Here is a 23356-nt window from a genome sequence, read left to right as displayed (position 1 = left end):
TGATTGTAAATCAATACATTGAGATTGGAGTTTTAATTTTCAATGTAAATCAAATCAATCACGCACGATGAAAAATTTGAAGAAGGCTGGGCGAATGGCTATGGGAGCTGTCGCTTTGAGTTTGGCTGCTTACACTGCGAATGCACAGGTCGGGATCGGGACGACTTTACCGCAGGCACAATTGCATGTTCATGATGGATCGCTACTTGGTACCAGTAAAAGTATGGATCCTCAGAATCATCCGTTTTATGACCCATCCAACCCTAAGCCGATTGAATATGGGTTCAAATGGTTGCACGACAAAGGGGCTTTTAGGGTTGTAAATCAAGTCGTTGGAAAAGGTTTCTTAGAGCCACAAGTGATAGGGGACTTTTCATTCGCTTCGGGATTTGAAGTTTCTGCCCAAGGTGTTGCAGGAACAGCATTGGGAATTAGAAACGTGGCGGATGGTAGGGCTTCATTGGCAACGGGATATTTTTCGATGGCAGTTGGTTTACAGTCGTTCGCACACGGAACATCTACCTTGGCTAGTGGGGACTATTCCGTCGCTATGGGTTTTCAGGTTTCAACCAACTATAAAAACGGCTCCTTTATATTTGGGGACGCTACTGGTGCTTCCCAAAATGATGCTGATCACCAGATGATGATGCGGTTCGCCGGAGGATATAAGTTTTTTACTAACTCGTTGGCTAATGTTGGAATCCAATTACCCTCTGGCAGTAATTCCTGGTCAGTCATTTCCGACGTCAATAAGAAAGAAAACTTCGCTCCCGTCAACGGCGAGGACTTTCTTCAAAAGATCAATAAAATGAACCTGAGCTCCTGGAACTACAAAGGCCAGGATCCAAAAACATACCGGCATTACGGGCCTATGGCGCAGGACTTTTACAAAGCATTCGGGCAGGACGCGTTTGGCACGATCGGGACGGATACGACGATCAACCAGGCGGATTTCGATGGCGTGAACCTGATCGCGATCCAGGCATTGATCCGAAAAATGGAACAGATGAATGCGGAGATTATCACCATGAAAGCGCAACTGGCAGAAGCTCAGCTGGCGCAGGGAAGAAAGAAGAAGCGGATGCTTGCAACTTCCGGCAAATAAACGTGACGCGCCACTTGGGTATCTATCGATGTGATTGTAGGTGAATTGGGTGACATTCGGCTTCAAAATGTCAAATGTTAAACTTTTACAATCACGCACGATGAAAAAAATGAAGAATGCAGGACGAATGATATTGAGTGTCATTGCCCTGAGTTTGGTTTCCTATGTTTCAGAAGCACAGGTGGGCATCGGGACCACGTCGCCGCAAGCGAAATTACATGTCCACGATGGAGCGGTGATGTCAACGACCAAAAATTATGATCCGGTATTTGATCCGTTCTATGACCCTCAACTACCATTTACTGATTCAATTCAGTTTGGGTTGAAATGGATTTACGATAAGGGAGCATTGCGGGCAGGCGGATTCAGAGAAGGGAAAAGTGATTTCGATTCGCCGAATATCGGGTTGTACTCTTTCGCTTCTGGCTACGAAAACTCGGCTACCGGGCGGGCTGCTGCGGCAATCGGGTTACAAAATGCTGCGAGTGGTTCAGGATCGTTTGCCATTGGATTTGGAGGTAAAGCTTCGGGTGATTATTCATTCACACATGGTTACCAATCCCAGGCAACCGGACTCAATTCCATTGCTTTGGGAAGTGGCGCAATTGCAAACGCGGGTAATTCTGTTGTGATAGGGAATGGCTCTACCAACGGCAAAACGGGGTCTTTTGTTTTGGGCTATGGGACTACAACCGTTAAGAGCAATCTTAATTTTGAAATGGCAATGGCTTTTACGGGAGGATACCGGTTGTATACTGATAATATGTCTACTATCGGAGTCCTACTTCCAGCCAATGGGAATGCCTGGCAGGTTACTTCCGACGTCAACAAAAAGGAGAACTTCGCTCCCGTCAACGGCGAGGACGTCCTCCAAAAGATCGGCAAAATGAATCTGACTTCCTGGAACTACAAGGGCCAGGACCCGAAGACGTTGCGGCATTATGGGCCGATGGCGCAGGATTTCTACAAGGCGTTCGGGCAGGATTCGTATGGTACAATCGGGACGGATACGACCATTAACCAGGCGGATTTTGATGGCATTAACCTGATTGCCATTCAGGCATTGGTAAAGAAGATGGAGCAGATGAACAGCGATTTGCTTGCAGAGATCGCGACGATCAAGACGCAGCTTGCGGAGGCGCAGTCTGCATTACGCAGGAAGAACAAGCGTGAATTGATTAGCAAGAAATAGTATCATCCCAAACGGAATAACCCAATGAGAAATATATTCTTTAAAATCAGTTTGCCTTTGTTTGCGCAAGTGGCCGCAAGTAGTGTGGCTACTGCTCAACTGGGTGTGGGCACGAGCTTGCCTCAGGCTAAATTGCACGTATATGACGGGGCGTTCCTGTCTCAGACGCCTGCTTTGGATCCGGAGATCAGCCCGTTTTATGATCCGGTTAATTTTGACACCGATCCGGTATACCATGGATTCAATTGGATTCATGAGAAAGGGGCATTTCGTGCGTCAGGAACTGGTAATCCTTCTCTTGCATTCGATCCTGTTAATGCGGCAAAATATTCATTTGCTGCCGGGTTTGATACTTTCGCTGCTTTCGGCTTTGCACCAACGGTGTTTGGTATGAGGTCGAGCGCAGCGGGCTCCCTGGCATTTGCAATCGGAGAACGCGCGATTGCCAACGACGATTTTTCATTTGCACAAGGAAACCATTCCACTGCGAATGGCCCAAGCTGTGTAACTATGGGGACGAATCTGGAAAACAACTTTAAGATCGGCGCTTTTATCATGGGGCACACTGATTTTAGCGCACAAAGCACCGATAACCATCAAATCAAAATGCTGTTCGATGGCGGTTATCGATTGTTTACAAACGGGAACGTTACCATCGGCCTGGCCCTCAATGCAGGTGCAAATTCGTGGAGTATTATTTCCGACGCAAAAGCGAAGGAAAACTTCGAAGTCGTCAATGCAAAGGCGCTGTTATCCAGGGTTGCAACCATGCCGATTTCCTCCTGGAACTATAAAGGCCAGGACCCGAAGATCTTCCGGCATTACGGACCCATGGCGCAAGACTTCTTCAAGGCTTTTGGCAAGGATTCTTATGGTACGGTTGGTTCGGATAAGACCATTAATCAAGCGGACCTGGATGGGGTAACACTCATTGCCATTCAGGCTTTGGTGAAAGAAACCAATGAGCTCCTGAAAATAAATGAGGACTTAAAAATCCAACTCTTAAAGCTGTATAAACAAGTTTCGAAAAACTCAACGAAAATCACACTATGAAATCTTTATTCAGATATCAATTGGCCGTAACGACGGTGTCGACCGTTGCTTCGGTTCTATTATCAGTCAACTCCAATGCCCAGGTGGGTATCGGTACGACGCAGCCGCAGGCGATGCTGCACGTTCATGATGGTTCAATATTATCGGGGACGCCGCCCTTGGCTGCCGACAATAATCCTTACTACAACCCAAACACCCCCGACCCGGTGGAGTTCAAAATGAAGTGGTTTCATGATAAGGGGGCATTCCGATCCATCGGCGAACGTGTGGGAAACGGTGGTCTCGACCCGCAAGTCGTTGGTTCATATTCCTTTGCGTCGGGGTTTGAAAGTTTTGCAACAGGCGTGGGGTCGACAGCTTTTGGTTTGAGAACATTAGCTTCCGGCAGGGCTTCATTTGCGAGCGGTGAAAATTCGTCGGCTACGGCGTTCTGTGCATTTGCAGTTGGAGAGTCAGCTATTGCGAATGCGGACAATTCGCTGGCATTGGGCACGCTGATTTCTACAAATGGGAAGAAGGGTGCTTTTGTTTTTGGTGACAATACCAAGAATGTGCAACTCGCAGCCAGTGCCGATAACCAAATGTCGATGCGCTTTGCCGGAGGTTACCAGTTCTTTTCCAGCAGTTTGGTTAATGTCGGTGTAAGTTTGGCGCCGGGAGGAAATTCCTGGCAAATTATGTCAGATGTGAATCGCAAAGAGAATTTCAGCCCCGTCGACGGCGAAGCTTTTTTAGAAAAGATTGAAGCAATGCCCCTTTCATCCTGGAATTACAAAGGGCAGGATCCCAAGACTTTCCGGCATTATGGTCCGATGGCGCAGGATTTCTTCAAAGCATTCGGGCACGACAGTTACGGGACCATCGGCAATGATACGACGATCAATCAAGCTGATCTGGAAGGTGTGAACCTGATCGCCATCCAGGCGTTGGTAAAAAGGACGCAGCAGTTGCGGGAAAGCAACAGGGAGCTGCTTCTGGAAATTGAAGGTATCAAAATGCGGTTGGCCTGTAATAAGCCCGGTCCGACGACCCGGACCCTTAGAAAAGTGTCCCTTGCGAGAAACAGGAAGACATTTCCATCCACCAAAATCATCAAAAAAATATGAAAAGAAACACACTTGTCATGGGTTTGCTACTTGCATTATGCGCAGCGCAAGCAAACTCGCAGATCGTTACCGGCAATAGCATGTACGTCAAAATCGGGACGGTTTTGGCCATGGACAGCCTCGTGTTAGTTCCCACGGAAGATTTGAACCTTGGCAGCAACTACTCTCTCACCGTGGAGCATACGCCGGTACCAGGCAGCCCGAATGCGAGTATCAACAAGAAATATGTTTTCAATGCACCGATCAACTTTCATGGCAACCTTGGCGTGATTTACGATCTGGCCGAGTTGAATGGTAACACGGAGTCAATGCTGGAACTTGCGAGTTCGTGGTCGGATGAGTCTGGATTTGTCACGATGTCGGGCAGCGCGCGTGATTTGGGGATGCATTTCGTTTCCAAGGACGTGGCCGATCTCGACATCCGCATGCTCACCCTTGTGAATGGAGGAAGCGCATTGCCTGTGACGCTCGTCACGTTTGAAGCGCAAAAGGCAGAAAAGGAAGTGCAGCTAAGTTGGAAGACGTCTGCCGAAACGAACAGCGATTTCTTTGAAATACAGCGAAGCCGCAATGCAAAGGACTGGAAATCAATTGGACGTGTGCATTCGGCAGGAAACAGCAAGGTGGAGGCAGCATACGGTTATCAGGATGCTGCGCCCATTGCCGGCGACAACTACTACCGGCTCAAAATGGTCGACCGCGACGGTACTTTTGCTTTTAGTCAGATCCGAATGGTGTCGTGGAGTGGGAATGCGTTGGCTATTTTTCCAAATCCGGCTGCCGACCGCCTTGAAATGGCGGTCAAAGACTGGTCGCAGGTGGCGAAAATAAAAGTATGGAATGCGGGTGGCGGGCTTGTGAAGGAAACCCGCCAGGCAGCGGGTGGTGGGGAAAAATACCTTCCGCTTATCGGTTTTAAACCTGGAAACTACATTTTACAAGTCGAGTACCGCGACGGTTCTTCCGAGCGCACGCATTTTGTCAAATACTGATATTGCCTGTTCCGGGCTATCGTGTCGCCGGTAACGCGCACAATAGCCCGGATTCTAATTTAAATCCTAATTATCATAGTAAAATTACCGGTTCGCCGGGTTTAGTTACCAATACTTATTCAACGAAATTCCTTAACCCTGCTTTACTTCCTGATCGTATGCCGCCATTCCGAAGCACTTTCAGAATCGGTCTGCCGTTGCTGGCCGCCTCCGTGTTGTTCAATGCACAAAGTTGTAAACCTCCCCAAAACAAATCCGGTCAGAATGTGACGGTCGCCAATGCGCCTCAGCAAGCCGTGACCGACATTTACGCGGAGCATATCCGGACGAGCGGCTTCAAAACGCCGGAAGAAGAACGTCTGAGTTTTATCGTGCCCGAAGGTTTCGAAGTGACGCTTTTCGCATCCGAGCCTGACATTACCAAGCCGATGAACATGGAATTCGACGATCGCGGCCGGTTGTGGGTGACGCAATCGGGGGAATATCCTGTGGCGGCCGGAGAAAGCGACGGGAAAGACCGTATTACGATCCTCGAAGACAAGAATGGAGATGGCAGGGCGGATACTTTCACGCATTTCGATGATAATCTGAACATTCCGATCGGCATTATGCCTGTTGCCGACGGCGCCATCGGGTACAGTATTCCGAACCTTTACCATTTCAAGGACACCAACGACGACGGCAAGTCCGATAGCCGGGAGGTATTGCTGGGTGGCTTCGGGCACAAGGACACGCACGGGATGGTGAACAACCTCATGCGCGGGTACGACGGCTGGCTGCATGTATGTCATGGTTTTTCCAATGTCTCGAATGTTGCCGGAACGGATGGCGATTCGATACGGATGACTTCGGGGAATACTTTCCGGGTGAAACTGGATGGCAGTCACGTGGAGCAGACCACATTTGGCCGGGTGAACCCGTTTGGGTACGCTTATGATGAAAAAGGCTTTTTGTATTCGGTGGATTGCCATACCAAACCGATTACCCAGCTGATTTTCGGCGGCGATTATCCGCATTTTGGTAAAAAAGCGCCGGTAGGGCTTGGGTTTGCGCCTGCCATGATGACCTATGATTTGGGCTCGACGGCATTGGCAGGGCTTGTCTATTATACCGGCACCCAATTCCCCGCTAAATACCGCGGCAGCTTTCTTACCGGTGACGTCGTCACCTGCCGCATTGACCGGAACACGGTCACTTTCAATGGTTCGACACCTTCTTCGAAAAAGGAAGAGCCGTTGCTGGTAAGTAAAGACCCGTGGTTCAGGCCGGTGGATATTAAGGTAGGACCGGACGGAGCATTGTATATCGCCGATTTCTATAACCGGATCATCGGGCATTACGAAGTGGCTTTAAACCACCCCGGCCGCGACCGGGTGAGCGGACGGATATGGAAGGTTACCTACAAAGGCGCTGAACCGAACGATAATTTGCCCGTCACCGATTGGTCGAAGGCGACGATCGCGCAATTACTGGAAGGACTGAAACATCCGCAGCTGAATACGCGCCTGAAAGTAGCAGACCGGCTGGTGGATACCTGGAAAGAAAAAGCGGTGATGCCGGTGAAACGCCTTTTGGCAAATAATGGCGACGCGGTTTCCCAGGTACACGCATTGTGGATATTGCACCGCCTCGGCGCGCTCGACGACGGGGCATTGGACAATGCATTGACAGATAATGAGCAGGTGGTGAAAATCCATGCATTACGTATCCTCAGCGAACGCAATGCGCTCTCCGACGGGCATTACCGCCTTGTTACCAATGCATTGAAAAACGATGATCCGTTTATCCGGCGGGCGGCAGCGGAAGTGCTGACGCGCTTTCCCAGGGCTGAAAACCTGGCATTGCTGATGGATTTGTATGAAAAAACATCGGTAGAGGACACCCATTTGCGCTATACCGCAATGCTGGGCGTCCGGAGCAACCTGAAAAATACCAGCGTAATGTGGCGGATTCCTGCCCTGCATTGGACCGATGCGCAGCTTGCATTGCTGAACAAGGCGCTGCTCGATGTGCCTTCTTCCGCGGGTGCGGCGTTCGTGCTCGATTACACGCTCACGCACGAGCTGGATTCCAAAGATCTTTTGAACAATCTCGAATACATCGGCAGACTCTCGGCGCCTTACCAGGTGGAAAAAGCGATTGATTTGATTAATACAAAGTTTGGCAATGAACCGGAAAAGCAGCTTTCATTGTACCGGACCATTCAGGCCGGTATCCGGCAAAGCGGGGCGGCGCCGAGTCCTAAAATGGTGGCCTGGGGCGAGCAGCTGGCCGGGAAGTTTTTGAATAACATTTCTGCCGGAAGCGAAACCTGGAAAATCAGGAAGGTAGCCAAGAATGCCGATCCGGTGAATTCATGGACGGTTTCAGAGCATTTCCTGGTGGATGTAGTGCCTGCATTCCGCATTGTTTTGAGTGAAAAAGGCGGCTATGGGCCGCAGTCGGCGCTGTATTCGGTGCCGTTTAAATTGCCTGCGACATTGAATATGAATGTGTTCGATAATGATGTCCATAACCGGGCAGAGAAAACAGGTATTTCAAAGAATTCAGTAAAAATCAGGCTGGTCGATGGTGGGAAAGTGGTTGCCGAATACAGGGTTAACCAGGTACTTCCTATGCAGTTCAAAGACCTGATCCGCAACGCGACTTTCAATCTGGCGGGTTATGAGGGGAAAATGGGGTATATCGAAGCGGTGGACAGTTCGCAGGCGGGCTCCGTCGGGATCGGGCAGTTTAAGCCGGCAGTAGTAACTATTCCTGAAAAAGGGCCTTCTACTGTTTCGGAGCAGCGCATTACAGCGGCGGAGATCGCCGGGGAGTACCACATTAAATCCCTTCAACCGGCATTACGGAGCATTTTGCAAACCCAATGGATGGATTACACAGTGAGGAGCGCCGCTGCGGGTGCATTGATGAATATTGATCCAAAAGCGAATGTGGATGTACTTTCGGGTGTATTCAATGATCCTGCGGAGCTGCCAGCTTTGCGCGAGAAGCTTACGGTAGCGATGGGCCAGGCGGCCTCGCCGTCTGTTTACGAAACTTTGAAAAAACAATTGGCCAGCGGCGCCCGGAACTTGCAAATCGTGATCGCGACGGTATTGGCTAATACTTCGGAAGGGATCGGTTATCTGTTGAATGCATTCAAAGATGAAGAGCTTGGGGCAGATATCGCCACCGAGGGCGCAGTGCAGGAGCGGCTTACGAGCAATGCGGATGCCTCACAGCAAACGCAAATGCGGCAATTGCTGGCTACCGGCGCCAATGAACGTGCAGAACGCCAGAAGCTGATCGACGCGCGCATCGCCAATTTCAAACCGGCGACTGCGTTTTCGGACGCAGGAAAAGTGATTTTCGTGCAGAATTGCAGTGGCTGCCACCAGATTCAGGGTTCGGGCGGGCTCGTCGGTCCGCAGCTCGATGGCATCGGAAACTGGGGCCACAAGGCATTGACCCAAAAAATCCTTGACCCCAACAGGAATATAACTGAGGCATTTCGTACTTATAATATCACATTGAAAAATGAAAAGACCCTCACGGGCTTGTACCGCAGGACAGAAGGCGAAACGATCGTCTTCGCGGACATGACCGGGCAGGAGTTTTCGGTGGCGAAAAGCGATATGAAAGAATACCGGGCATCCAAATACACATTAATGCCCGACCAGTTTCGGAATATCATCCCTGAAAAGGACTTTTACGCGCTGCTCGACTACCTGCTGGGGGTAAAATGATATTTGAGTATTAATCCTAACCCATACATCCGATGCTGTTAACCGGAAGAGTTTTGAAATGGTTTTGTTTGATGAATATAGTTGCCTTTGCCGGTACGCACGCATTCGCGCAGACGAAAGGAAAGAGCGGATCGGCTATTGCATTTAAGAAAACGGAACTTACCAAACGGTTCATTGCCGAAGGTGCCGCGATGGGCGATGTGAACAAGGATGGTAAAAAGGATATTCTTTCGGGCGCGTATTGGTTCGAAGCCCCCGACTGGAAGGAACACGAACTGGCGAAACCGCAGGAATTTATCGTAAACGGCAGTTATAGTGATTCTTTCCTGGACTTTGCGATGGACGTAAATCAGGACGGCTGGATAGACCTCATCCGCATTGACTGGCCGGGCAAAGCTGCCGCCTGGCATGAAAACCCGCAGAACAAGCCGGGACATTGGCCGGTCCATACCATTTATTCTTCGGTAGGAAATGAATCTCCACAATTAGTAGATATCGATGGCGACGGACGGCTGGATTTGCTTTGCAATGATCCGACGGGTAAGAAGGTGATCTGGCTTAAATGCCCTTCCAAAAAAGGGGAGACGACCTGGGAGAAATATGTGATCAGCAACGATGCCAACAATTCCACGCATATGTACACGCACGGGATCGGGTATGGCGATATCAACGGCGACGGGCGCAAGGATGTGCTCGTAAGAAACGGCTGGTGGGAAGGCCCGGCGGAAGGGCCAGCCAAATACCCCCAAGACAAAGACTGGAAATTCCATCCGGCCGATCTGGGGCAGGATTGCTCACAAATGTATGTGCTTGATTTGAATGGCGACGGCCTGAACGACGTGCTTAGCGCGTCCGCGCATAACTATGGCATCTGGTGGCACGAGCAGAAGAAGGAAGGAAAAGAGACGGTTTGGATCCATCACGAGATCGATAAAACCATTTCGCAGACGCACGGCCTGGCGCTGAAAGATATGAATGGCGACGGTCACCCGGATTTTATTACCGGTAAACGGTATTTCGCACACAATGGAAATGATCCCGGCGAGTTTGAACCGGCATTCATTTCCTGGTTTGAATACAAGCCCGGCAAAGTACCGACGTGGATCAGGCACGATATTGACGACAACTCAGGCGTAGGCCTGCACGTGACCGTGGAAGACCTGAATGGCGACGGCCTGCTCGACATCGTCACCGGTAACAAAAAGGGCGTACGCATTTTTACACAGCAAAAAGGCAAGTAAGCACCGATGAAGTTTGGTATCAATACCTATTTGTTTTCTTCCCCGTTTACGAACGAAAGCACTTCTTTCTTCCCCCGGTTTAAAAACTGGGGTTTTGATTTTGTGGAGATTGCTTTGGAGGATCCGGGCGATATAGATCCCGTTTACGTTCGAAAGGCTTTGGATGATAACGGGCTGGAATGTCGCTCGGTATGCGCGGCTACCGGGCCCGGGCGCGACCTGCGCGGCACGCGGAAGGATCAGGTGACGGCCATTGAGTATGTCGAAGCGCTGATCCGTATCGCACCGGTGCTTGGGAGTAAGCTTGTGGTAGGGCCTGTTTATTCCGCGGTAGGGCGGGCAGAGCTTGTTCCTGATGATCAGCGACGCAAACAGTGGGAGCTTGTGGCGGGTAACCTGAAAGCCCTGGCTGATTATGCGACAAAGCATGATGTAAAACTGGCGATAGAGCCACTGAACCGGTACGAAACCGATTTTATCAACACCTGCGACCAGGCGCTGCGGATGATCGACACCGTCGGGAGCGATGCATTGCAGGTACACCTCGATACTTTTCACATGAACCTGGAAGAAAAGGACCCGGCGCTCGCCATTCAAAAGGCGGGGGACAGGTTGGGGCTACTGCATGCGTCGGGCAGTGACCGTGGTACTCCTGGCGGCGACCAGATCAACTGGGATCGTATTTTCGCCGCATTAGACCGTATCCACTATCGGGGAGACATCGTGATCGAATCCTTCACGCCGGACGTAAAAGTGATCGCCAAAGCCGCCTCGATCTGGCGCCAGGTAGAGCCATCACGCGAAGCGATCGCGGTTGAAGGGTTGAAGTTTTTGCGGTCGCTGGCGTTTTGACCGCTTGATTATGAAGTATGTACTTTTGCACATTGGAAGTGCTTCTTCTGTATTCGTTTTGGGAATAGGCATGGGGATTTGGTAATATTGTAAAAACGAATCGGCTCATGATCACAAGTTTCGACCAACTGGATCTTACCAAACAGTATACCTACGCCGACTACCTGAAATGGCAGTTTAACGAGCGTTTGGAGCTGATTAAAGGGTATATCTATAAAATGTCACCGGCACCGTCAAGCCGGCACCAGACTGCCGTTATGAATATTAGTGGTATGATTTGGACACAGCTCAAAAACAGCCCCTGTCGGGTTTTTCCAGCGCCATTCGATGTGAGGTTGCCACTTAAGGATAGAAATAGTAATCAGGACATAACTACGGTTTTACAACCAGATATCTGCGTCGTTTGCGATTTGTCAAAAGTGGATGATCGCGGGTGCCTGGGAGCGCCTGACCTTGTGATCGAGATACTTTCTCCGGGCAAGTCACTGAGGGAAATGAATCAGAAATTTAATGTATATGAAGAAAGTGGCGTGCGGGAGTATTGGGTAGTTTATCCCGATCATGGCCACGTTAATATCTTTTTATTGGATAGGTCTGGCAAATTTGTGGGACAACACCCTAAGAATAATGGGGAACTGCTCTATTCAAGTGTGTTTCCCGATCTTGTCATCAATCTCTCAGAAGTATTTACCGATTAAAGCAAAAAGCCCCGGCGCAGGCCAGGGCTTTAACGTTTTTATATTAACCTACAATCACGCGGTCACTTCCTCTTCCAAATGCGAGGCGCTTAAATGCAGTACCTCGGTAGTCCACGCGCGGGTTTTGGCGGCGAGGTCTTTTTCTTTGGAAAGCGATTTGCCGAATGACGGGATCATCTTCTTGAATTCGCGTTGCCATTCGGATGTTTTGGCTTCGGCAAAGCATTTATGGATCAGTTCGAGCATGATCGACACGGCCGTGGAAGCTCCCGGAGAAGCGCCCAGCAATGCAGCCAGCGAACCGTCCGCGGCAGTTACCATTTCAGTGCCGAATTCGAGGACACCACCTGCTTTTTTATCCTTTTTGATCACCTGCACACGTTGACCGGCCGTTTCGAGATCCCAGTCTTCGAGCTGCGCTTCCGGGAAATAATCTTTCAGCGCTTCGAGGCGGTCCTGAGGAGATTGACGAACCTGGTCGATCAGGTATTTGGTCAGCGGAATGTTGTGCAGACCCGCCGCCAGCATCGGTTTGATATTGTTCAGCTTAATGGAAAGCGGAAGGTCGAGGTACGAACCGTTTTTCAAAAACTTGGTTGAGAACCCGGCATATGGCCCGAATAGCAATGCTTTTTTCCCGTCGATCATGCGGGTGTCGAGGTGAGGTACCGACATCGGCGGCGAGCCTACCGAAGCCTTGCCATATACTTTTGCCTGGTGTTTTTCAATGATTTCCGGCTTGTTACACACGAGCCACTGCCCGCTTACAGGGAATCCACCAAAGCCTTTACCTTCCGGAATATTCGATTTTTCGAGCAGAGGCAACGAGCCGCCGCCTGCGCCGATAAATACGAATTTAGCGGTGATCTTGCTTTCTTTTCTGGTAGCCCGATCTTTTACTTCGATCAGCCACGAGTTATCCTTTTGGCGAGTAAGGTCGTCGACCTCGTAGTTGAGGTAGAGGTTGACACCATCCTGCTTTTCGAGGTAATCGAACATGGCTTTCGTCAGCGCACCGAAATTAACGTCGGTACCGAGCTCCATGCGGGTGGCCGCCACTTTTTCATCGGCTTGCCGGCCATTCATCACCAGGGGAATCCAGTTCTCGATCGTTTCCTTGTCCTCGGTGTATTCCATTCCGTGGAACAAGTGGTGGCTGGTCAGCGCCTTGTATCGCTTGCGTAAATACTCCACGTTTTCCTCACCCCAGACAAAACTCAGATGGGGAATATTGTGGATAAAACTGTCGGGCGAATCGATCACCTCATTTTCAACCAGGTACGCCCAGAATTCCTTCGACACTTCGAATGATTCGGCGATTTTGACGGCTTTTTTGGTTTCGATAGAACCGTCGGCCAGTTGCGGCGTGTAGTTCAATTCGCAGAAAGCGGAATGGCCGGTGCCGGCGTTATTCCACGGGTCTGAGCTCTCGGCCGTTACGCGGTCAAGACGTTCGAAGACGGAGATGGTAATGGATGGATTAAGCTTTTTCAGTAAAACCCCGAGCGTAGCGCTCATAATGCCTGCCCCAATCAAAACCACGTCAGGTGAGCTCGTTTTTGAAGACTTTTTGGTATTCATCACGAAAAAAGTAAATATGGTAAGAAGGCCTAAGCCCGGAAAAGTACAAATCACTGTTAGGTAACAGTCGTCCTAACAATATTTGTTTCGAAAATAGTATAATTTCAAAAATAAAAGTTATGGCGGTTTGCAAGTTCTTGGCAGGGGGCAATTAAAACTTTCTTTGTTGCAAAAACAGGGTCGCCAATATTGTTAATGTAACCGTTCTGTTAAATATCCTTTGTTTTTGTACTAAACGGGCGTTTCTTTCGTTACTTAGACTGTCGTTTCCGGCATTATCAGACATCATTTTCACCCCTTGTATAATTTTGCGAACTTCGAAAGTTGTCGTAGATTTATAATTGCGTAAAGCCTTTTGGTTGCATTATTTATTTAGCATGTTCCCTAAATTGAAAGAAAACAAATCATCTATGTATGAAAACATTCTCTACCTTAAACACACTGCGCTTACCGAGAATTCTTAGCACGCTGGCCGTCATCGTTTTGATTGCATGCACGCAGAGCATTGCGCAAAAATGGAGCGGAGCAAATGGAAATGAGTGGCTTGCCGGTAGGTATTCCCAGCCCTGGGTTAGAATAGGCGTCACCGCAAAAGGCATTCACAAGGTCAATGTCTCGGATTTGCCACAAGTATTCAAGGATGCCGACAAAAACAGGCTCGAACTCTGGCACCGCGGCGTTCAGGTTAGCATTATCAAGGCAGATGCCAACGAAATCCTATTCTACGGTGTGCCTAACGACGGGGCTATGGATGCGCTGCTTTTCAGATTGCCTACCGCGCGGAAGAATCCTTATTACAGCATTTATTCGGATGAAAGCTCTTACTTTCTGACGGTCAATCCTTCGGCGAACGGTGACAGGGCAATCGTAGCTACACCGTTGTCGAACCCGTCGCCGGAGGCTGTCGCATCGCACGTCAAGACTGATGTGCGAATTTACAAGAACGAGTACACCCATAGCTCTTCTACGTACTATCGGCCATCTACCTACAATAGTTATTTCGAAGAAGGAAAGCAGTATTCAGGCACATCGCTGATGGGATTCTTTTTGGGTAACAACATCCAGGTTCAGAACCCGAAATCCTCGATTATCTTTCCTTCGTCCTATGTGCCGGAGCCTTTCAGTTTTCAGATCAAATTCCCTGTTGGAGCGGCAACTAAGAAAATGTCCGTTCACCTGAAAGCCAGGTTAGGTGCTTCAACCGCAGAAGTATTTATTGGTAAAACTGCTGCGACATTAAGATCTCTCGGAACATTGAGCGTTTCGGAGTTAAATGACTATGACTTCAATTTTGATTTGCAGGATAGCGATTTTGACGCGAACGGAGTGGGTACGCTTGGATTCAGAACTACGCAGGTAGGATACGAGGGAAGCGGTTATTCAGTTTCCTTCTTCAAGCTTACGTACGATCAGGCGTTGAATATGCAATCACTCAATTCGTACGAATTTGAATTGCCTGCAGTTGGCGCCGGTATCCAGTCGTCACTTGCCATTACGAATACACCTGCCGGCGTTCAGTTTTATGATATTACTACACCGGACGTACCGAGAATCATACCTGGCACTCCTTCATCGCTTTTGATCGACCGGAATGGACAGAAAATTAATCTACTTGCCACTAACCAGGTAACTACTGTCCTGCCGGCTAAGATTACGACCACGACGTTTACAGAGATCAATCCGGCGAACTTCGATTACCTGATCGTCTGCTCAAACACCCTGACCAGCTCGGCTAATCAATATGCTGCTTACCGTAAAGACAATAGTCCAGGGAAAAAGTATAAGCCATTGGTGATTTCGATCCGCGATGTATACAATCAGTTTAACTACGGTGAGCCGAGTGCAGTGGCGATAAGACGTTTTACAGACTACATGATTTCCGACGGTCAGAAAGACAGCAAATACCTGCTGCTGTTGGGAAGATCCAATACATTCCCGGAAAGGATGACGCGGGAGATTCCGGATGAGGTTCCTACGGTAGGTTATCCAGGATCGGATATGCTCCTGACTGACGGCTTGGCAGGATCTCCCGATGACGTGCCGGCAGTGCCCGTTGGACGTGTGGCGGCGATTTCAGACCAGCAGGTGTTGGACTATCTGGCCAAAGTGCAGAAATATGAAAGCCAGGATGTCATCGCGTGGCGGAAGAACGTTATCCACATGAACGGAGGGAAAACGGACGGCGAGATTACGCAATTCTCTAACTACCTCAATTCGATCGCGACGGACATAAGCAGCAACCCGTTCTCAGGGAATGTTATCCCAAAATTGAAAACCGTTGCCAGTGACGATGTCATTGAAATGAATTTCGCAACGGAGCTGAACGGCGCTGGCGTCGGTATGGTAACGTATTTTGGACACGGCGGCGTTGACAAGACGGATTACAATGCCGGTTACGTGAGCGATCCGAACAAAGGATACAATAACCCTAATAATTTCCCGGTACTGTTCTATAACGGATGTGGTGTTAACAACATCTTCAGTGGGCGTAATGGTTTGTTCGGAACAACGCCGGCAAGTTCGGTTCGCCCGATGTCGCTTGACTGGCTGCTCACTCCGAACAAAGGTGCGGTGATCGTATTCGGAAATACCTGGGATGCCTTCGCAAGTACATCGAATGAGTATCTCGACAAGCTTTACACGCAAATCTTTACGGTAACCGATATCAATAGAAAAACGATTGGTAATATCGTTAAGGAAGTGGCACGGCTGACAAAGCAGCAAAAGAACTACACTTACAATGTGGCTCAAAATTCACGCGTGGCTTCCTATTATGATGCCGACAGAGCCAATGTACACCAGGTTCTTTTGCAGGGCGACCCGGCTTTGAACATCCTGATAACTGATGGTGCATTGCCGGTAGACCTGATTTCGTTTACCGCCAAGACAGAAAATGAAAAGGTACGAGTTGAATGGTTGACAGCTTCGGAAAAGAACAACAGCCATTTCATCGTTGAGAGAAGTTACAATGGAAAGCTGTTCGAAGAAATTGGTCGGGTGGAAGGTAAAGGAACGACGGAGACAGAAACTAGTTACTTGTTCTATGACTCAAAACCATTGACCGGCGTAAGTTACTATCGTCTTAAACAGGTTGATTACAGCAAAGTGGTGGATGGAAAAACGGTTGACGGTAAGAGCAGCTATTCAACCATCGTACCAGTGAGACGCGAGGAATCTAAATTCTTCGTTGTTTCGCCCAACCCGATTGCTGATGCTGGCGAATTTAAAGTGGATGTGCCTGTGAAGATCAAGAGCTGGAACCTGGTGAATGTGGCAGGACAGACTGTCTTGAAAAATCAGACCGGGAACAAATTGAATCTTTCACAACTCACCGCCGGTGATTATGTATTGGAAGTATACACCGAAAACGGAGACGTGTATCACAAAAAGGTAGTTAAGAAATAGGGTATAAATGTTGGCTGACATGCGCGATTAAAAGTGCGTGTCAGCCTATTTTTTTGATGTTATGGGTTTCAGGTTTACTTTTTGCCTCGCTGTTCTGCTGAGCTTTGGAGTTTCGAGTGTTTCCGCACAATGGGGAGCACCTTACAGGAATAACTGGATTGTGTACGGCAAGCCCTATGTGAAAGTAGGTATTACACAAGCGGGAATACATAAGCTGCCATTTTCCGTTTTGCCAACCGATTTCCCTGTAAATGACGTCAGCAAGATTCAACTTTGGCACCGTGGTAAGCAAGTGGCCATTATTTCAACCGACAATAAGGAAGTCGTTTTTTATGCCGTACCCAATGACGGCGCCAGTGATTCGTTGCTATACAGACCGATGAGTTCACGGATAAATCCGTATTGGAGCATGTATTCCGATGAAGGAGCGTATTTTCTGACGGTGGGAGACGCCGCAGGGTTGAGAGCGGTTCGAAGCAATAAGGACGCTACCCCGCAGGACGCACCGGTGAATATCCATAAGGGCGAAAATCTGGTAATCTACAAGAATGAGTATTCGCTTAGTACCAATTCATATCTCAGACCATCTTTTTTTAATAGTTTTTTTGAGATTGGCGCCAGTCGTACGGGTAAAGCGTCGATGGAAGGTAAAGCAAGTTCTGTCGCCATTCAGTTGACCAATCATGTAAGTAATAATGCCGATAAGCCGGTGGTGAAACTCCTGATACACGGGAGAAGCCCTGGTGCAAAGAATATCGAAATCAGAGTAGGAAAAACTGATCAGTCTCTCAGACTGGTTCATGCCCTGCCAAACAACGGATTTTCAGCGTCACAATATTCTTTCACGTTGGAGAGCAGTGACCTCGATGCGCAGGGAAAAGGAGTACTTAACCTGAAAGCGGTAGGTACGAATAATGTCGACGGGTACTCGCTTACCTATTATTCCGTCAAATACCCTCAGAAAACAGATATGACAGGGAAGAAAACAAGCGAGTTTAACCTCGTTAAAACTTCCGACAGCTATACACGACTAAACGTAACAAATACTCCGGCAAGCAGCACGGTTATCGATATTACAGATACAGACAAGCCGGTAGTGATAGAAGGAAACGCATCGGGCATCATGGTGCCTCGTTCTGCGAACAGAGACGCAAGGTTACTGGTTACCAGTGAATCCGTAACGATCCAGAAAGCCAAAGTCAATGCGGTGACTTTCGGGACGAAATACCCATTGAACGTCAACTACATTATCCTTACAAGCGAAAACCTTTTGGATGGAGCGAAAGAATATGCTGCTTACCGTTCGTCAGTGGATGGGGGAGGTTTTACCACGCTGGTAGCCAATATCAAGGACGTTTACAATCAGTTCAACTACGGGGAGCCAAGTCCTGTCGCTATCAGGAATTTTGTGGATTACATGATTTCTGACGGGAAAAAAGATAAGCATCTGTTTCTGATCGGAAAATCGATTACCCATAACGAGCGTATGATCAGGGAGCTGCCTGACGAGGTTCCAACGATTGGGTTTCCTGCGTCGGACATACTTCTGGTAGAAGGCCTGGGAGGCACTGTCAGGGATGTTCCGGCTGTGCCAATCGGACGACTCAGCGCGGTTACCAATCAAAATATACACGATTACCTCGGGAAGGTTAAGGAATACGAACACAATTCGACCGGCAACTATGGTTGGAGGAAGCACGTGTTGCATTTGAATGGTGGGAAGACGGCTTCTGAAATTACCCAGTTAAAACAATTGCTTGCTGCCCTGGAACCGAATGTATCCCGCGGAATCGTGGGAGGCTCGGTAAAACCATTCGTAAAACAACAGGCGATAGGAGAGGTTGAAACAGTGAATATCACGCCTGAAGTGAATGAGGGGGTTGGTCTGATCACCTATTTCGGTCATGGCTCCACGACTGTCACCGACTTGGATATGGGTTACATTACGGATGCGGACAGAGGTTATAACAATACCGGAATGTATCCAATGATGTATTTCAATGGATGTGGGGTTGGGAACATCTTTAGCGCCCGGTTTAACCCTAGTCCTGGTTCAAATGACAGATACCCATTGTCTATGGACTGGCTTTTGGCTGCGAAGAGGGGTTCTATTGCAATCATTGCCAATTCTTTCGAGAGTTTTGTGAGTCCGTCGTCTAACTATCTGACCAAGCTTTACAGCTCAATGTTCTCGGATTCGTCTACGTACAACTTACCCATTGGAGATATTCAGAAGGCCCTGGCATTGAAAATCCTAAAAGAGGATGCCGGGACATACAACGTCGCAAACATTCATCAATCAGTACTTCAGGGAGACCCGGCACTCAAAGTTGTATCGGTAGGCAATTCGGATTACAGTGTGGATTCGGACGAAGGCATTAAAATCTACGCCGAATCACCGAACAAAACGATCGGAGAATCTTCAAAAGTTACCCTTAATGTACGTGTAGATAACCTGGGTAGATACGTGCCGGGTGAGAAATTGCCTGTTGAGATTACCTATTTTATGAATGGCGGCCAGACCCTCGTAAAGGAAACTGTTTCGGGATTTGCATTCCACGACACGATTTCGGTAGCCGTAAATTTGACCAATCCTATCGAGAAAATCGCGGTAAAACTGGATCCAGCCAACACGATTAAGGAATTGAATAAAAATAATAACAAAGCCGAGTTGGTGATAGATTGGGAGGTTGCGAAGAATGAATCTGTCTATCCTCAGGGTAGTGTCAAAGATATCGTTGCACCGATTTTGACTGTCAGGTTCAATGATAGAATAATCAAAAATGATGAAGTCGTTCAGCCGGGGCTTAATATCGCTATCGACCTCGAAGATGATCGGCTTCTTTCGGCGGACACTTCCCGCGTGAATGTCTTTTTGAAGGCTTGTGAGGACAATTCGTGCGACTTTAAGCGACTGGCTTATTCTTCGGGGAAATTGCTGGAAATCAAGGCTCTTACTGATCGTTCGTTATCGGTTAACCTGCTGGCTCCGCCGACAGAGCCAGGCGTGTACGAGTTGCTGGTCACAGGAAGTGATGATGCCGGCAACACTAGTACCACACCTTACAGAATCCGTTTCCGTATAGACGGTGCAAGCGAAGTGTTGAAGCTGGTGGTTAGCCCTAACCCCGCATCGTCTTATTTCCGTTTTGAAACTACATTGCCTGCCAGCAATCCCGTTACCCGGATCGAGTGGATGATTTACGACCAGCGCGGTATATTGGTTCACAAAGATCATCAGGATAATCCAAAACCCAGTGTGAACGAATGGTACTGGCAGCCTACACAAAGTGTAAGCGGTTTATACTACTACAAGGTCAATATGATCAGACAGCAGGGCGAAGAAAAGAGCATCACCGGAAAGGTGGCGTTGGTAAGATAGGTTTAGGAAAGGCTTGAAGAGGCATTTTTTGAATGCTTCTTCAACCAGTCTAGCCATATTGCGAACGAAATCCCTCTTGTAATCAGCAAGTACACATTGGTTTTGTGTGAGTACGGAATTTTGAGGTTGAGCGCGATCTTGACTTGCTCCTCGAATTTTTGACGATCCAGATAATGCCAGGTTTCCGGATTATCGAAAAGATAATGCTTAGCCTGGTCGTAAAGCCGCATTGTCATGTCATGTCCGTCTGATGAGCTCAAAGTTGCCTTGGTATGCCGGAGCCTGACTTTGTCAGTCAGGATGCCTTTCATTGCATTGCGCATGTGCGCACGACCGATGCCATCCCCGAATTTTACAATATCCGGTATCGCCAGGTTCAGCTCAAAAAGCTCGTAATCCATAAAAGGCGAGCGTGAACTGACGCCGAAATGGTTACCGAGCATGAAATACTCTTCTTGCGTTTTGATCACGTGAGGATGAAAAACATCCTGAAACAATTCCTGAAAACTTGCCGGTAGATCGCTCCTGATTGCTGTCGGGAAGCTCGTCGGTACATCTTTCTGCCCGTACAAAACTTCGATTTCGGGATGAACAATTGAAAGCTGGTTACTCCCTGTTTGATAGCGTTGCGTAGTTCGGGAAAACAAGCTCTTTACATACCTGTTCAGGAAATATGCCGGCGAAGGCCTAAGATTACCGGGAAGTGACCGGTAAAGGCGAAGCAGCGCGCCAAGGGAGCGATCGCGGCTTGTCGAGAAGCGCCGGTAAAGTGAATTTTGAAGAACGAGCTCATACTTTTTAGTATCCGGGAAAGAATCCCAGTTGCTATATTGATCCGCAAGAGCGAAGTACTTGACCCGCATCCTGAGCAAATCTTCATAACCCTTCCAATCCTGCTTATTGAAGGCCTCTAAAACCAGCTCACTGCCATTCCCTATCACAGAGTCTCCGCCAAAGCCATTGAGTAAAACTTTACAGCCATGCTGCGCTGCACTCGATATCATCGCGAGATTGGATGCAGGAGACAAAAAACTGGCTTCCGGCTGTCCATACAATCGCGTACTTAATTCGAGCGCTTCCAAATCATTGGAAGGCGGGTAAACCAAGTGGTGAATAGAGCCGATAGAATTGACTACCGCCTCCGCATAATTGCTTTCGTCCGATGAACCGCTTTGGGATACGATGTGGAATGTGTGCAATGCTTTTCCGTCCCAGAGCCGTTTCGCCACGGAACTTACAGAAGATGAGTCCAGCCCGCCGCTCAACTGCGCTCCTACGGGTTCAAAAGTGTCTGGCACGCAATGTCCCACCGCTTTGATAAACTTGCTACGCAGCACTTCGGCATATTCTTCGGATTTCTTCAAATGAGCCCATTTCTCCGGTCTGAATGTAACGTAGCGTCTCGAAGTACATTCAAGGGCGTCGACTGTCAAAACGTGCCCAGGCAAGACCGACTGGATGGAGGAAAAGAATGTTGAGGATGCGTCGTGGACAAAGTCCGGGTGATAAGGAGAGCAATACGGGATGATTTTTCCAACGTTAATGCTGATTTCTGCCGCCACCTCTCTCATCCTGGTCAGAGATATAATATCCGTAGAGAATGCGAAATATTTCCCGGGTATGTGCGCGTAGAAGAATGGGACGACGCCAAAAACGTCCCGCGACAGATGCAGGCGTCTTGTGTCCGCATCGTACCAAACACCGATATGAAGGTCCGGTGTTGCTGAGAGCAACTCTGTCAGGTGAAGGGGTTCCGCATTTCCTTCTCGCAAGTTTGAGAGCTTTTGAACATCGCCATTCTGGTCGACGGTATGCACGAGATAGGTAGGATAATTGCCCGCCAGCTTGTTTACACCAATGTAGCCACTATTGAACAAAAAAAAGCTATCATGCTGTCTACACGCTTGGGGTGCAACAGTATGATAGCTAAAAAAACCTTCAATTAACAATTTAGGTAAATTCAGTTAACCTAACGGGAGACAATACTATGATTCTCCTAGACCGTCAAATTTAACCGGATTTCCTGGGCCATCGAACATGCTTCCCAATTTACCTTTTGTAAGCTTGCTTACGGCGCCAAATTTGTTCAGAGCTGGCTTGCGATAAGATTTTTTTGTCTGTGTAGAGTGCATAGTAACAGTTTTCATATCAAACGTTTTAGGTGTTTTATAGTATCCGCTGTAAAGGTAGCTATTTTTCTCAATTTACAAAAAAAAATGAAATAATTCGTTTTTTTTAAGCATCCGCCTTAGTTAGATCCAAATTGTTTGACCGTTCTGATCCTGTGATAACCAGATTCTACCTGGCGAATGTCACTATTCAGGCACTCCTGGGTTTGGCAATACTCGAAAGACACCTGGTCGTCATAAATGAGGCCTATGTCCAGCGCGTATTTTTTTACCCCGGTGTACTTGTTAATAATCGACGAATCCTGCCTTTCGATAACCGTCAGTGTATTTTGGAAGTTCTGCTGCGCTAAGGAAAAAGGCTGATCAATAGCATCATACCGATAATCTTCTGCATCACGATTATTATACTGATTCCCGTTCCACTTCATATTGGGATTAAGTGGGAAAACAAGACTCATGAAGCTTTCATTGTCGATCGTGGTAAGCAACTTATCAGGAGATCTTACAATGGTGAATTCCTTCACTTTTGTCCAGTAATCGGCGTCATTGCTTCGCTTGAATCTCGCAATCAATGCGATTGTCGAATTGGCATTCTCTTTTGTTAAGCTGATGACCTGGTCTTTTTCCTGCCATGAACTTACATCCGGGGTATCTTTCCCGGCAGAATAATTCTCTTCACGAACGTCATAAATAATATAATTGCCCTCTTTCAGAACTCCGTATCTGTCGGGATTAATCGTAGCAACATCTGTGCTATCACAGCTGGCAAACAATGACAAAACTGCAAATGCAAAGTAGGAGAGATATTGTTTCATATTACTGAATGAACATTTCGCATTATTTGTAATTCAGAGTTCCGGCAATTCAGATAAGATTGCCGGAACCGCTT

General features: G+C 48.2%; 14 protein-coding genes. 11 read left to right on the top strand and 3 right to left on the bottom strand.

What is annotated here, in order from left to right:
* Positions 1 to 67 precede the first annotated feature (67 nt).
* The 9 genes from BLQ88_RS33710 (at position 68) to BLQ88_RS33670 (ending at position 11970) form a co-directional block, all read left to right on the top strand.
* Positions 68 to 1105 (top strand): tail fiber domain-containing protein, encoded by a 1038-nt coding sequence (locus BLQ88_RS33710; protein ID WP_090157425.1) that lies wholly within the window; start codon positions 68 to 70, stop codon positions 1103 to 1105.
* A gap of 100 nt (positions 1106 to 1205) precedes the next feature.
* Entirely contained in the window at positions 1206 to 2297 is a 1092-nt protein-coding gene (locus BLQ88_RS33705) for a tail fiber domain-containing protein (protein WP_090157424.1), read from the top strand.
* Between the two features lie 57 nt (positions 2298 to 2354).
* Positions 2355 to 3350 carry a tail fiber domain-containing protein gene (locus BLQ88_RS33700; protein WP_176885186.1) on the top strand — a complete coding sequence of 332 codons (996 nt, stop codon included), beginning with the start codon at positions 2355 to 2357 and terminating at the stop codon, positions 3348 to 3350.
* Positions 3347 to 4456: a tail fiber domain-containing protein gene (locus tag BLQ88_RS33695; RefSeq protein WP_090157422.1), complete on the top strand. Its 1110-nt coding sequence runs from the start codon at positions 3347 to 3349 to the stop codon at positions 4454 to 4456. The genes BLQ88_RS33700 and BLQ88_RS33695 overlap by 4 nt, the downstream gene beginning before the upstream one ends.
* Complete coding sequence (locus BLQ88_RS33690; RefSeq protein WP_176885185.1) at positions 4453 to 5448, top strand: T9SS type A sorting domain-containing protein; 996 nt, start codon at positions 4453 to 4455, stop codon at positions 5446 to 5448. Before BLQ88_RS33695 ends, BLQ88_RS33690 begins: the two co-directional genes overlap by 4 nt.
* 158 nt (positions 5449 to 5606) lie before the next feature.
* Positions 5607 to 9179: a PVC-type heme-binding CxxCH protein gene (locus BLQ88_RS33685; protein ID WP_143016996.1), complete on the top strand. Its 3573-nt coding sequence runs from the start codon at positions 5607 to 5609 to the stop codon at positions 9177 to 9179.
* A gap of 71 nt (positions 9180 to 9250) precedes the next feature.
* Positions 9251 to 10420, top strand: a complete 1170-nt coding sequence (locus BLQ88_RS33680) for an FG-GAP repeat domain-containing protein (RefSeq protein WP_229212977.1) — start codon at positions 9251 to 9253, stop codon at positions 10418 to 10420.
* 6 nt (positions 10421 to 10426) lie between these two features.
* Entirely contained in the window at positions 10427 to 11272 is an 846-nt protein-coding gene (locus BLQ88_RS33675) for a sugar phosphate isomerase/epimerase family protein (protein ID WP_090157419.1), read from the top strand.
* A gap of 107 nt (positions 11273 to 11379) precedes the next feature.
* The gene (locus tag BLQ88_RS33670) at positions 11380 to 11970 is read left to right on the top strand and encodes a Uma2 family endonuclease (RefSeq protein WP_090157418.1); all 591 of its coding nucleotides are present in this window, start codon (positions 11380 to 11382) and stop codon (positions 11968 to 11970) included.
* Positions 11971 to 12024: 54 nt separating this feature from the next.
* On the opposite strand, the gene BLQ88_RS33665 is transcribed toward BLQ88_RS33670, so the two are convergent.
* Positions 12025 to 13569, bottom strand: a complete 1545-nt coding sequence (locus tag BLQ88_RS33665; protein WP_262485728.1) for a malate:quinone oxidoreductase — start codon at positions 13567 to 13569, stop codon at positions 12025 to 12027.
* 396 nt (positions 13570 to 13965) lie between these two features.
* Between BLQ88_RS33665 and porU2 (BLQ88_RS33660) the strand changes: the two genes are divergently transcribed.
* Together porU2 (BLQ88_RS33660) and porU2 (BLQ88_RS33655) are read left to right on the top strand one after the other, a co-directional pair.
* On the top strand, positions 13966 to 16956 hold the full coding sequence (gene porU2 / locus BLQ88_RS33660; protein WP_090157416.1) for a putative type IX secretion system sortase PorU2: 2991 nt from the start codon (positions 13966 to 13968) through the stop codon (positions 16954 to 16956).
* 61 nt (positions 16957 to 17017) lie between these two features.
* Positions 17018 to 20338, top strand: a complete 3321-nt coding sequence (gene porU2, locus BLQ88_RS33655; protein WP_090157415.1) for a putative type IX secretion system sortase PorU2 — start codon at positions 17018 to 17020, stop codon at positions 20336 to 20338.
* A 2-nt stretch (positions 20339 to 20340) separates the two neighbouring features.
* Here porU2 (BLQ88_RS33655) and BLQ88_RS33650 read toward each other — a convergent pair whose 3' ends face one another.
* Positions 20341 to 22215 (bottom strand): asparagine synthase-related protein, encoded by a 1875-nt coding sequence (locus BLQ88_RS33650; protein WP_090157414.1) that lies wholly within the window; start codon positions 22213 to 22215, stop codon positions 20341 to 20343.
* Positions 22216 to 22586: 371 nt separating this feature from the next.
* Positions 22587 to 23282, bottom strand: coding sequence for a hypothetical protein (locus BLQ88_RS33645; protein ID WP_090157413.1), 696 nt, complete (start codon positions 23280 to 23282; stop codon positions 22587 to 22589).
* Between the last annotated feature and the right edge of the window lie 74 nt (positions 23283 to 23356).

The organism is Dyadobacter soli, assembly GCF_900101885.1.
Lineage (GTDB): Bacteria > Bacteroidota > Bacteroidia > Cytophagales > Spirosomataceae > Dyadobacter > Dyadobacter soli.
This window is presented reverse-complemented; position numbering and strand designations above follow the sequence as displayed.